The organism is Ovoidimarina sediminis (genome assembly GCF_032586175.1).
Classification (GTDB): Bacteria; Pseudomonadota; Alphaproteobacteria; order Rhodobacterales; family Rhodobacteraceae; genus Ovoidimarina; species Ovoidimarina sediminis.
Genome location: NZ_JAWHTE010000017.1, coordinates 59,977 through 71,954, shown reverse-complemented (window position 1 = coordinate 71,954; position 11,978 = coordinate 59,977). Strand labels below are relative to the sequence as shown.

Annotated in this window: 10 protein-coding genes; 5 read left to right on the top strand and 5 right to left on the bottom strand. The window is 60.3% G+C overall.

Annotation, left to right across the window (positions count from 1 at the left end; translation table 11 throughout):
• Nucleotides 1-38: 38 nt before the first annotated feature.
• Complete coding sequence (locus RXV90_RS17945) at nucleotides 39-806, bottom strand: IclR family transcriptional regulator (protein WP_316650302.1); 768 nt, start codon at nucleotides 804-806, stop codon at nucleotides 39-41.
• A gap of 121 nt (nucleotides 807-927) precedes the next feature.
• Between RXV90_RS17945 and RXV90_RS17940 the strand changes: the two genes are divergently transcribed.
• From RXV90_RS17940 to RXV90_RS17920, 5 genes are all read left to right on the top strand, one after another.
• On the top strand, nucleotides 928-2,511 hold the full coding sequence (locus RXV90_RS17940) for a GMC family oxidoreductase (RefSeq protein WP_316650342.1): 1,584 nt from the start codon (nucleotides 928-930) through the stop codon (nucleotides 2,509-2,511).
• 109 nt (nucleotides 2,512-2,620) lie between these two features.
• Nucleotides 2,621-3,715: a TRAP transporter substrate-binding protein gene (locus tag RXV90_RS17935; protein ID WP_316650301.1), complete on the top strand. Its 1,095-nt coding sequence runs from the start codon at nucleotides 2,621-2,623 to the stop codon at nucleotides 3,713-3,715.
• Nucleotides 3,716-3,791: 76 nt separating this feature from the next.
• Nucleotides 3,792-6,101, top strand: a complete 2,310-nt coding sequence (locus RXV90_RS17930) for a TRAP transporter large permease subunit (RefSeq protein WP_316650300.1) — start codon at nucleotides 3,792-3,794, stop codon at nucleotides 6,099-6,101.
• A 4-nt stretch (nucleotides 6,102-6,105) separates the two neighbouring features.
• Complete coding sequence (locus RXV90_RS17925) at nucleotides 6,106-7,158, top strand: DUF475 domain-containing protein (protein ID WP_316650299.1); 1,053 nt, start codon at nucleotides 6,106-6,108, stop codon at nucleotides 7,156-7,158.
• A gap of 20 nt (nucleotides 7,159-7,178) precedes the next feature.
• Entirely contained in the window at nucleotides 7,179-7,625 is a 447-nt protein-coding gene (locus RXV90_RS17920; protein WP_316650298.1) for a universal stress protein, read from the top strand.
• A 7-nt stretch (nucleotides 7,626-7,632) separates the two neighbouring features.
• Here RXV90_RS17920 and RXV90_RS17915 read toward each other — a convergent pair whose 3' ends face one another.
• From RXV90_RS17915 to RXV90_RS17900, 4 genes are read right to left on the bottom strand one after another with little or no spacing between them, the layout of a single operon-like run.
• Nucleotides 7,633-8,829 carry a saccharopine dehydrogenase family protein gene (locus tag RXV90_RS17915; protein ID WP_316650297.1) on the bottom strand — a complete coding sequence of 399 codons (1,197 nt, stop codon included), beginning with the start codon at nucleotides 8,827-8,829 and terminating at the stop codon, nucleotides 7,633-7,635.
• A 4-nt stretch (nucleotides 8,830-8,833) separates the two neighbouring features.
• A complete protein-coding gene (locus tag RXV90_RS17910) occupies nucleotides 8,834-10,342 on the bottom strand; it encodes an aldehyde dehydrogenase family protein (RefSeq protein WP_316650296.1) in 1,509 nt (502 codons plus the stop codon).
• Complete coding sequence (locus RXV90_RS17905) at nucleotides 10,339-10,686, bottom strand: cupin domain-containing protein (protein WP_316650295.1); 348 nt, start codon at nucleotides 10,684-10,686, stop codon at nucleotides 10,339-10,341. Before RXV90_RS17905 ends, RXV90_RS17910 begins: the two co-directional genes overlap by 4 nt.
• Nucleotides 10,683-11,969, bottom strand: a complete 1,287-nt coding sequence (locus RXV90_RS17900; RefSeq protein ID WP_316650294.1) for a glycosyltransferase — start codon at nucleotides 11,967-11,969, stop codon at nucleotides 10,683-10,685. Before RXV90_RS17900 ends, RXV90_RS17905 begins: the two co-directional genes overlap by 4 nt.
• Nucleotides 11,970-11,978 lie beyond the last annotated feature (9 nt).

Below are 11,978 nucleotides of genomic sequence, written 5' to 3'. Positions count from 1 at the left end.
GCCTTTGCACGCGCCGCGGCCCACTTTTCGCGCAATGCCTATTCGGCAACCAGGATCGTTTCGCTGAGGCGCCGCGCGGCGTTCTGAAGCACATCCTTGCGAGCAACGGCGTCCTGTATCGAGATCCGCTGTGTGGGGCCGTGACAGGCAAGGGCGGCCATGAACCTGCCCTCCGGATCGCGAACCGGAACCGCGATCGCGACCATGCCATCGATGAATTCCTGGTCATCAAGCGAGTAGCCGCGATCGGCTATGGCAGAGAGATCCGTCAAAAGTGCCGCCTGATCTGTGTGCGTCTTAGGCGTCAAGGGTTTCAACTTCAGGGCGTCGACGAAGCGCTTGCGCGCTTTAGGTGCGAGGCTGGCCATGAAGCACTTGCCGCTCGCAGTGCAGTGAAATGGAACATGGGTTCCGATCGGAAGCTGAATTCGGATGACCCAGTCGGTTTCCACCCGGTCGACATAACTCATGCCGTCATCTTCGGGTACGACGAAGTTCACCGTCTCGCCCACCTCCTGCGCCAGTTCCCTCAGGATCTGCCGGCGCGCGATGTGAAGGCGGGAGTTGTGGAGGATCCCGGCCCCGAGATCGCGCAGCCGCCGCGCGGGCAGGAAGCGCCTGGAGTTGCCCTGACGGACGATGAAGCCGTTTTTCTCAAGTGTGGTGCAGAGCCGGTGCACTGTCTGCTTCGGGAGACCAAGATTTTCATTGATCTCTGTCGCAGTCATTGCGCCGTCGCTTTTCCCCAGGATCTCGAGGATCAGGAGTGTCCTGAGATTGGTGGGTATGCGTTCGGCGTCTGGCATGGGGCGATTTCAGCGTTGTATTGCGCGCGAATCATAGTAGCGTGGTTTTCAAGCAAAAATCGAGACAAAAAGTCTCATTTTTTGACCTAGGGAGGGTGGGGCTGTAGAGTTTGACTTCGTCATCGTTGGCGCGGGCTCTGCCGGCTGTGCTTTGGCCAGCAGGCTTTCGGAAACTGGGCAGTACACGGTCGCGCTGCTTGAGGCCGGTCCACCGGATACGGACCCATGGATCCATGTGCCGGTCGGCTATTTCCGGACGATGGGGAACCCCAAGACAGACTGGCGCTTCCGGACCGAAGCTGATGCCGGGATCGCCGGGCGATCGATTTCGTGGCCCCGTGGCCGGGTTCTTGGGGGGTCGAGTTCGATCAACGGGCTTCTCTACGTGCGTGGTCAGCCGCAGGATTTCGATCACTGGGCGCAGCTTGGGTGCACCGGCTGGTCCTGGGAGGATGTCCTGCCATTCTACAAAAGATCGGAAACGTGGAAGGGCCGGAATGGAACCGATCTCAGAGGAACGGACGGGCCGCTGTCTGTCCAGACGTCGCGGCTCAGGCGTGAGATCGTGGATCACTGGGTCGACGCCGCCGTGGCTGCGGGTTACCGGCGCACGGAGGACTATAACGATGCCGATCAGGAGGGCGTTGGGTATTTCCAGCTGACCATGATCGGGGGGCGGCGCTGTTCTTCGGCCGTCGCCTATCTTAGGCCGGCGCGGGGGCGAAGGAACCTGACCGTCCTGACGGATGCACAGACCGAAAAGGTTCTGCTGGATAAACGGAGGGCAGTGGGCGTCCGGGCGCGTATCAAGGGAGAGATGACCGAGATCCGCGCCCGGCGCGATGTGATCCTGAGTGCTGGGGCGATCGGTTCGCCGCAAATCCTTATGTTGTCAGGGATCGGGGATGCTGCAGATCTGGCCCCGCATGGCATCGAGGTGTCGGTGCAGTTGCCGGGGGTGGGGAAGAACCTGCAGGACCATCTGCAGGCCCGTCCGGTTTTCAAGACGGACCTCAGCACGATCAACGTCGAGACCGACAACATCTTCAAGCAGGCGCTTATCGGGCTGCGGTATGTTCTGACCCAGACCGGGCCGATGACCATGGCGGCGAGTCTGGGCACGGCCTTTTTGAAGACAGAACCGCATCTCGAAACACCGGACATTCAGTTCCACATCCAGCCTTTCAGCGCAGACAGTCCGGGCGAGGGCGTTCACCGGTTCTCGGCCTTTACGGCTTCGGTCCTGCAACTCAGGCCCGAAAGCGCGGGCCACCTCGAGCTCCGCTCGGCGAATATGGACGATCATCCCCTGATCCACCCCAATTACCTCGCGACCGATACCGATTGCAGGACCATCGTGAAAGGCATTCAGGTTGCACGGCGGATCGCGAGGTTCGAGCCGCTGAAGTCGCATGTAACGGAAGAATACGCACCTGGGGAAAGCGTGGCGTTCGACGACGAACAGGCCACGCTTGACTGGGCGCGCCGGACGGCGGTGACGATCTATCACCCGACCGGGACGTGCAAGATGGGGATCGACGACAAGGCAGTTGTCGATCCGCGTCTGAGGGTGCGTGGAGTCGAAGGTCTTCGGGTGGCCGATGCCTCGATCATGCCGCAGATCGTGAGCGGCAATACCAACGCGCCGGCGATCATGATCGGTGAAAAGGCCAGCAGCATGATTCTGGAGGACGCGCGCGCTTGACCTGACTTACGGGCCCCCTGCGGGGCTCGCACGAACGTTACTCGGGGCTGAGCCTTCTACCCCGGGTGACACAAGAACGGAGAGGGCAACTGAGATAGGGAGGACACAGATGTTCAATCTCAAAACCTTGGCGACGGGGGCTGCGGCTTTCGCCCTGATGGCCTCGGCCGCCATGGCCGAAACCGTGATCCGCGTCCAGTCGGTGATCCCGGCGCAGGCGGACGAAGTGTTCATGCTTCAGGATTTCGCCAATGATGTCGAACGCCTTACCGGCGGGTCGGTGAAATTCGAGATCCTGCCGGCCGGTGCGGTCGTCGGGGTTCAGGAAACGCTCGATGCCGTCGATAGCGGTTTGCTGGAGGGCGGGTTTGCCTGGACGCATTACTGGTCGGGCAAACATCCGGCAGCCATGCTGTTCGGCTCCCCCGTGGCGGGCGCCGGTGTGGGCATCGACAACATCGCATTCGTGTCGTGGTTTCAGTACGGAGGCGGTAAGGAGCTTTACGACCAGCTTTGGGACGAGATGGGCGTGAACGTGAAAGGCTTCATGCTACAGCCGGTTGGCCCCGAGGCGCTTGGCTGGTTCAAGGAGCCGATCGCGAGCATGGATGATTTCCGGAAGTACCGCTTCCGCACCCCGCCGGGCATTCCTGGGCAGACCTACAAGGATATCGGCGTTGCCTCGGTTGCCATGGGGGGTGGCGACATCCTGCCGGCGCTTGAGAAGGGCACGATCGACGCGGCGGAGTGGTGCTGTCCGAAGCCCGACTCGGTCTTCGGTTTCCAGAAGGTTCTGAAGCATTACTACCTGCAAGGCCTGCACCAGGTGGTCGTGAACGCCGACCTTTACATCAATGGCGATGTCTATGACTCGCTGACCGAAGCCGAGAAGACGGCGATCGAGGTGGCGGCGAATGCTTCGCTTTCCAAGGCCATGTCCTACCGGATCTATGAGAACGGCAAGGCGCTCAAGGATCTGACGGAGAACCACGGCGTGATCCTTCATGATACCCCGGAAGACTACTTCACGGAGTACATGCAGGCCGCCAAGGCCGCGCTCGAGACAAACGCGGCGGAGAACGAGTTCTTCGCGAAGGTCTGGCAGAGCCAGAAGGATTTCGCCGAGATCGCCGTGCCGTTCTGGGCGGGCGCCCAAACCTCGAATGCCAATCTGGGCCGGGCTTTCGCCGATAGCCTAAAGTAGGGTCGTTCCGACAACGGGCCCCGGCGTCAGCGCCGGGGCCTTCATAACTCATAACAAGACGACGGGGACATGTGGGATGGCCGATGAAGTGAATCCGGGCGACCTGGACATCACCGACGAGCTGATAGCCGAACGGCGGGCCGAGAAACCGGGACAGACGCCGAACGACATGACCCCTTGGCAGCGGCCGATCACGGCGGCGATCGACGTGATCAACCTTTGGGCGGGACGGTTGATCTGCGTTCTGATGATCCCGCTGATCGTTGCAATCGTCTTCGAAGTCTTTTCGCGCAACATGTTCGCGATCCTCAGCCAGAACGGCATGTCGGAAACCGCAATCGCCTGGGGTTTCGGACCGACGCTTTGGGTTTATGATGTTAGCCGGATGCTGGGTGGCGTGCTGTTCATGGCCGCTGCAGGCTATGCGCTGATGCGCGGCGTGCATATCCGCGCCGATTTTCTTTATCGCAACTGGTCTCTGAAGACGCAGGCAACGGTCGATGCAACGCTTTACATGGCGTTCTACATTCCGGCGATGTTGTTCTTCACCTGGGTGTCTGGTGAGTATTTCCTGAAAGCGTTCCTGACCGGTGAGAGAGCTTCGGATTCGACCTGGGCGCCGCTTTTGTGGCCCGCGCGTCTTGCGATGCCGGTCGGTGCCTTTCTGCTGCTGTTGCAGGGGTTTCCCGAGCTTTTCCGGGCGTTACACCAGATGGGCAAGGATCGTGAACGCATCTTCCTGCGTATATTCCCCGTGTACCTCGTCGCGCTGGCGATCATCACGCTTGGGGTTTTCTTCCCCGATCTCGTGCCGGTTGGCGACTATTGGGAGGCCGTCTTCGGAAGCGGGCCGGGCATCGAGAAGCCGACGATCGGACTGATCATGCTTGCCGTGATGCTTTTCGCGATCTTCGTCGGTTTCCCGATTTCCTTCACGCTGATCTTCCTTGGGTTCGTCTTCGGTACCTGGGGCGCAAACTTCAAGCTGGCGACGTTCCTCATGACGCTGCAGACCAACTCGGTCATGCTGAGCGACCAACTGGTTGCGGTGCCCCTGTTCATCTTCATGGGGATCGTGATGGAGCAGGCCGGTCTTATGGAACGGTTGTTCCAGGCCGTGCAGATGATGATGAGCCGGACGCGCGGGGCGCTGTTCATCGCGGTGCTTTTTGTCTCGACCATTTTTGCGGCGGCCACGGGGATTGTCGGGGCGTCGGTCACGATTCTCGGGATCATGGCAGCGCGGACGATGAACAAGTCTGGCTACAACGTGAAGCTGGCGGCGGGCACGATCACGGCGGGCGGTACGCTCGGCATTCTTATCCCGCCTTCGATCATGCTGATCGTGATGGGGCCGGTTCTGGAAGTTCCGGTGACCGACCTATTTCGTGCCGCCATCATTCCCGGTGTGATGCTGGCCGGTCTGTATCTGCTTTATGCATTGGGGCGGTGCTGGCTTGACCCGTCGATGGGGCCGATCCTGCCGCCGGACGAGCAGCCCGAGACATCGCGGTTCTACATCCTCGAGGTGATCCTCGTGATGGCCTCGCTGATTTTCCTGATCTGGCTGATCACCAAGGGGATCACCGATGGGTTCGGTTTCCTACTGGGTGCAATCATCGTTCCGGTCCTGTGGATCGGAGTGATGTATGCGGTTTACACGTGGCTGGACAGGGCGCGCCCGGGCGGCTTCTATTTCTCGCCGCTGTGGTACGAGTTCTTCATGGGCCTTGTGCCGCCAACGGTTCTGATCGCCTTCGCGCTGGGATCGATCCTGGCCGGCTGGGCGACACCAGCGGAGGCTTCCGCCTGCGGTGCGTTCGGTGCCGTGCTTCTGTCGATGCTGTACCGCAAGTTCACGATACCGGGGCTTTACGATGCGCTGATCAAGTCGCTCGAGATCACGGTGCTGATCATGTTCCTCGTCGCGGCGTCGAATTTTTTCGGTGCGGTATTCTCGAATCTCGGCACGCCCAAGATGCTGACCGAGCTTCTGCTTAGCCTCGATATGTCGCCGATCCTCGTGCTGATCCTTATCATGGCGCTGATCTTTCTGCTGGGTTGGCCGCTGGAATGGGTGCCGATCGTTCTGATCATCGTGCCGATCCTGATCCCGACGGTTACGTCGCTGGATCTGGGCTTTGAAAGCCAGAATGACCTGCTGGTCTGGTTCGCGATCCTGGTGGCGGTGAATTTGCAGACCGCGTGGCTCAGTCCCCCCGTGGCGTTGTCGGCCTACTTCCTGAAAGGGGTCGTTCCCGAATGGGATCTGCGCGATATCTACCTTGGAATGATGCAGTTCATGGTGATCCAGGTGATCGGCCTTATCCTGATCTTCATCTTCCCGGGGATTGCGCTCTGGTTACCCAAGCTCGTGGGTGGATGACCGGATGGATCAGCGGCGCAGCGCCATCTCCTATCTCAAGTGGTCCTTGATCGTAACGGTGATCGGACTGGCGCTGTCGGGCTGGCTTGGATGGGAGACGGAGGAGACCCTCGGCGCGGTCATGTCCTTCCTGCTGATCGGGGCAGTGCTGGCGGCGCTGGAGATTTCGCTGTCATTCGACAACGCGATCGTAAACGCCAACAAGCTGGAAGAGATGACGCCGGTCTGGCGCCGGCGGTTTCTGACATGGGGCATTCTGATAGCTGTTTTCGGGATGCGCATTCTGTTTCCGCTTGCCATCGTCGCGATCTTTGCTTGGGTGAACCCGTTCGAAGCGATGCGTCTCGCGCTGGCGGAACCCGAGGAGTATTCTGCGATCATTTCGCATGCCCATGGGCCGATCGCGGCATTCGGCGGGACGTTTCTGATGATGGTGGCGCTTAAGTTCTTCGTGGATGAGGACAAATCGATCGACTGGATCGAGGCCATAGAACGGAGGTTGCGGCGGTGCGGATCGATCCGCGGTTTCGAGATCGCCTTCGTTCTGATCATCGTTCTTTTGATCACCCGTGCCCTGGCGGAGGATCACCGATCTGCTTTCCTGTTTTCGTCGATCATGGGGCTTCTGACGTTTACGCTTATCGATGGGCTGGGCACGTTTCTCGACCAGTCGTCGCAATCCATGACCCAGCTTGGTGCGAAAGGCGGGATGGGGGCATTCCTGTATCTCGAAGTCCTTGACGCGAGTTTTTCCTTCGACGGGGTGATCGGGGCATTTGCCCTTACGACCAATATCCTGTTGATCGCGATCGGTCTTGGCGTCGGCGCCATGTATGTGCGTTCGATGACGATCATGCTGGTCGAGAAGGGAACACTTCAGCACTTTCGCTATCTCGAGCATGGCGCATTCTATTCGATCTTCGCACTTGCGCTGATCATGTTCCTGCAATCGCTTGTACACGTTCCCGAAACGCTGACCGGCCTGATCGGCGTCTTATTGATCGGATACGCGCTTTACTCATCGATCCGACACAATCGGAAAGAGGTCGGTGGCTGACCGAGCGTCGGGGCGGGTTCATGAGCGGCAGACCGAAGCTGAAGGAAGGAGACGTCATGTACGGAAACATTCTCGTGGCCATGGCGCTTGATCACAACGTGTCTGAGAAGACGCTTGAAATCGCGCGCATGATCAGTTCGCCCGGCGCGAAAATAACCGCGCTGCATGTTCTGGAGGAACCGCAGGGTACTGCGAATGCGCGGCTGCGCGAAGACCTTTTGCAGCAGGGGACGGAAAGGGCCAAAGCGCTTTTCGACGAGAAGCTCGGCGGCGCCGCCGGGGTGGAACGGGCGCTTATCCAGGGCCATGTGGGCCGTACGATCCTGAGCTATGCGGAAGAGCACGGGGTCGACTGTATCGTGATGGGATCGCACAAACCCGGACTGGCGGATTATCTTCTGGGCAGCACGGCGGCGCGTGTCACGCGGCATGCGGCGTGTTCTGTTCACGTCTACCGGGGCGGATAGGCGGCCTCTAGTGCGTAACCTCGAGTGAGATGGTGATTTTCCGCTTTCTGGCCTCTGCGAAGTAAGTTTCCGGATCGAAGTAGCTTTCCGGCGCCCAGACCCCTGGTTTCGGATCCGAAAGGAGCATGAGCTGTGCCGCGATCGAGGCGTTCATCGAGGTGGCCGCATCGACATATCCGTCGTAGATCGGATCGGGCCGAACGATAGCCTCGCAACGCACGGTCGCGGGAGCGTCGCCGATCGTGCCCGTTCCGATTGCGAAATGAATTTCGTGGCTTTCCTGATCGGGGATCTTGTCGGAGTTTTCGGCGATGTTCCGGGCAATCACCGCGTTCAGAAGATCGAGCGGGCTGACATCGGTGCCGTTGATCTGAACCGGTCGGTCGAACTCACCGAATCCGGCCTTCACGAGGCCAATCCAGGCCTCGTGTTCGCGGTGCGGGAGATGGAGTCGCCAGGTGAAATCGCGAATACCCTTTTCGGCGATTCCCGGGGCAAGGGGCACCGTGAGCTGCTCGGAGTGCGGAGAAAACATGAAGTCGCATCGGCCCCAGGGCTCGGGGAGATCGATGATTTGCTGGCCTGACAGTGGCGGGCAGGTGACGTGTGCGCCGTCTACGAACTGCGTGCTGGGGTTCGCGTATTCTGCAAGAACCGTTGATACGGAATAGGGCGGAACGAGGATCGGGTTCTCCGGGCCGACAAGTTCTGCGGCCCAGTAGAGGTGGATGCTGTCGATCGTGTCGAGCTTGTCGGCGACTGCGCGGCAGATCACGTTCGAAAGCCCGGGATCGGCCCCGATGCCGAGCACGGCAGTGACACCGCTTTCGCGAAATCGATCGCGGTGTTCGAGCTGGCGGACCGTGAATGTTCCAAGCCCGCCCAGATCGCAATAGTCGACCCCGGCGGCGCGGGCCGCTTCGAAGATGCGCATCTGGTGACCGGCCAGCGTGGGCACGGCGTTGATGCAGATGTCGACCCCGGTGAGGGAGCCGGCCAAAGCGGTGGCGTCGGTGACATCCGTTGGATGCGTCGAAAGGCGCACGTCGGAAAGTTCGGATGCAAGAGCCGCCATTCCGCCTTCCGTCATGTCGCATATCTTCAGTTCGTCGATAGGAACGATCGCCAGATCTGACAGAAGATCACGTGCAATTCCGCGCCCCATCATTCCGGCGCCTCCGAGAAGAGCGATCCGATATCCCATGCGCTTACTCCGTTCCGCGTCCGCCAGAGCCGTAGAACCAGTCGTCGGGATAGGGATACCACCAGTCCTGCCGCACCGGCTTATGGTCGAGGATAACCATCTTGGAGCGCCGGAAGGCATCGAGACCCTGACGGCTGAGTTCTCGGCCCATTCCTGAGTTCTTCCAGCCGCTGAACGGCAGGGCGTCATTGTCGATCAGTGGGTTGTTGACCCAGACCATCCCCGCTTCGATGCGATCCGCGGCCTCCATCGCTTCTTCGAGAGAGGTGGTGAACAGCGATGCGCCCAGTCCGAATTCGGAGGCGTTTGCGCGCTCTATGGCCTCGTCGAGGGAACCGACTTTGGTGATGGATGCGACGGGACCGAAACATTCCTCTTTCAGGAGTGCCATGTCCGGAGTGCAGTCAGAAAGGATCGTTGGTTCGTAGAACCAGCCTGTTTCGCGATCGGGCGGGATGCGGCCGCCGCAGTGAAGTGTTGCGCCTTTCCCGAGCGCGTCTTCGACGAGCCGGATAACCTTTGCCCGGGCAGCCTCGCTCACGAGAGGGCCGATTTCGGCGGTCTCTAGGCCGTGGCCGATGCGAAGCCGCCGGGTTTCCGCGGTGAAGCGCTCCAGAAACGCATCGAAGACCTTCTCGTGAACGAAAAGCCGCTCGGCGGAGGTGCAGACCTGGCCAGACATGTGGAAAGCAGCGGTGACGGCACCGGCGGCGGCGACATCGAGCGGGGCATGTTCCGTAACGATTAGGGCGTCGGACCCGCCTGCTTCGATGATCGCGGGTTTGAGGCGGGCACCGGCCGCAGACGCGACGGCCTTGCCGGTCGCGGCCGAGCCCGTGAAGGCGATGGCGTGAGTGTTCGGGCTTTCGACAAGCGCGCGCCCCAAGTTCGGCCCACCCGGCAGGCAGGAAAGAAGGCCGGGTGGCAGATCGCGGAAGACGTTCATGAAACGCAGGGTCGAAAGCGTGGTCGCTTCGGCCGGTTTGACCACACAGCCATTCCCCGCGGCCAGCGATGCGGCGACTGTCCAGCACATCAGAAGAACGGGGAAGTTGAACGGCATGATGTGGGCCGACACCCCCAGAGGTTCGTAGCGGACATACTGGAACGAGCCGGCCTGCGTTGTGCCGGCGATCTTCCCGGCATCATCACGGGACAGTTCGGCGTAATAGCGGAAGATCGAGGCACAATTCGCAAGTTCGCCGACGGCCTCGGGGTAGGGTTTTCCCATCTCGAGCGTCATGAGACGGGCGACCTCGGTCAGGTCGTCTTGTTCGATATGTGCCGCGATCCCGTGCAGCGCGGCGGCGCGGCTGCGTGAATCGAAGCGGGCCCAGTTGCGTTGAGCTGCGGTGACAGCGGCAAGCGCGCTTTCGGTTTCACCAGAGCCGCAGATCGCACGCTGCCCGACCTCAAGAAGCGTTCCCGGATCGAGAACCGCCCGCGCCTCTTCTGCCGGGTGATACTCCGGCACAAGGTACCATGCGGGGCGCATAGGATCGAAACCGGTCATCGGATCATGTAGACCTTGCGAACAGTCTCATGGACGGTGCAGGTGCCCTTCCAGTTTTCCGGGAAGAAGGCCGCGGTGCCCGGCCGGATTTCAATGATCTCGCCGGTTTCGTGTTCGTAGGTCGCGCGACCCGCGAGAAAGTGGCAGAATTCATCGCGGGTGACATGGCACGCCCATGTTCCGGGCGTACACACCCAGATGCCGCATTCTGATTGCCCCTCGGGCCCCTTGTGGATGAGTTTCCCGGAGGTGAGTGACTTGCCGTCGATCATCGTCGGCACTTCGCCCCAGTCGACCAGATTGTTTTCCGTCAGCGGATTCTGGATTCGGGGAACCGAGGTCATGCGCCTCCCTCCGCAAGATCCAGGATCAGACCGGCGGCTTTTTCCGGCCCGTTCTGCGACTGCATATGCGCCGAGGTCTTGGCCAGACGGGCCGCCATTGCATCGTCGGCAAGCATGGCCTCGATCTTTTCGAGCAGTTCTTCTTCGGTCCACTCGTAGCGATCGAGTTTGAAGCCGTGACCGGTTTCCTGCACCCGCATGGCGTTGTCGTGCCCGTCCCAGACATAGGGCATGATGATGGACGGCTTGCCGAAGTAGAGGCATTCGGTGAACGAGTTGTTTCCGCCGTGGTGGATGACAGCATCGACAAGCGGGATCACGGAGGGCTGGGGATACCAACCCTCAATATGCACATTCGGCGGGATGTCGTCGTAGGCATCTTTGTAGTCGCCGACGTTGACCAGGGCCCGGAACCGGCTTTTTGCAATTGCCGCGATGATGCGCTTCATCAGGTCGGTGTCTCCGGCGCCGAGGCTGCCGAAAGAGACGTAGATCAGTGGTCCGTCGTTGTTTGTGGCGAATTCCGGCACAGTATAGGGATCGTCCTTCCGGACACAGCCTTCGAGGTATTGGAAACGCGCGGGGTCGAGGGGTTTGGCGCGGGTGTACGTGACCGGTTCCGGGTAGAGCAGGAGGTTCATGTAGGGGGATGCCTCGAAGAACTCGCCGATTTCGTAGGGATCCTCGCCGGTCGTTTTCAGGAACTCGTTGAAATCATCATGGATCGGCTTGATCACCTCGTGGAATCGAGCGCGAAACGCCTTGTGACCCTCTGTGTCATTCTCGCTCATTCCCGAAAGGTGGGGTGGGATCGCCTCGTCCTCGATCTCGTTTTCGGAGCACGAGATGATCCGCACCCACGGTTTGCCGAATTGCTTGATCGCCGGGAAGAGGATCACGTTGTCGACGCAGATAACGTCGGGCTGGATCTTCGCAAGAACGCCCGGAAGGTCCTTTTGTGCCCATTTCGCGCTGTCCACGATAGCTTCCCAGCATTCCTTTACGTAGTTGTCGAGCTGGTCGATCGGCTTCTTCGAGAAGTTGGGGATGTGTCCGTTGATGAAATCCTCCCAGAATTTCGCCATCTCTTCGGGCGGCATCGGTTCGGACAGGTTCACCGGATGAGCCTCGAAACCGTAGCCTTCATAGACTTCGACAAAGCCGGGATCGGAAAGAAAGACTGCCTTGTGACCGCGCGCCTCGACGGCCTGTGCGATGCCGACGGAGTTCAGGGCCGGGCCGAAGGCGGCTTCGGGAAAGAATGCGATGGTTTTCTGGCTCATGGGTTTTGG

Bases quoted from the DNA above. Each gene is read 5' to 3' on its own strand.
- RXV90_RS17945 (WP_316650302.1), bottom strand. From the start codon at position 806: ATGCCAGACGCCGAACGCATACCCACCAATCTCAGGACACTCCTGATC.
- RXV90_RS17935 (WP_316650301.1), top strand. From the start codon at position 2,621: ATGTTCAATCTCAAAACCTTGGCGACGGGGGCTGCGGCTTTCGCCCTG.
- RXV90_RS17930 (WP_316650300.1), top strand. From the start codon at position 3,792: ATGGCCGATGAAGTGAATCCGGGCGACCTGGACATCACCGACGAGCTG.
- RXV90_RS17925 (WP_316650299.1), top strand. From the start codon at position 6,106: ATGGATCAGCGGCGCAGCGCCATCTCCTATCTCAAGTGGTCCTTGATC.
- RXV90_RS17920 (WP_316650298.1), top strand. From the start codon at position 7,179: ATGAGCGGCAGACCGAAGCTGAAGGAAGGAGACGTCATGTACGGAAAC.
- RXV90_RS17915 (WP_316650297.1), bottom strand. From the start codon at position 8,829: ATGGGATATCGGATCGCTCTTCTCGGAGGCGCCGGAATGATGGGGCGC.
- RXV90_RS17910 (WP_316650296.1), bottom strand. From the start codon at position 10,342: ATGACCGGTTTCGATCCTATGCGCCCCGCATGGTACCTTGTGCCGGAG.
- RXV90_RS17905 (WP_316650295.1), bottom strand. From the start codon at position 10,686: ATGACCTCGGTTCCCCGAATCCAGAATCCGCTGACGGAAAACAATCTG.
- RXV90_RS17900 (WP_316650294.1), bottom strand. From the start codon at position 11,969: ATGAGCCAGAAAACCATCGCATTCTTTCCCGAAGCCGCCTTCGGCCCG.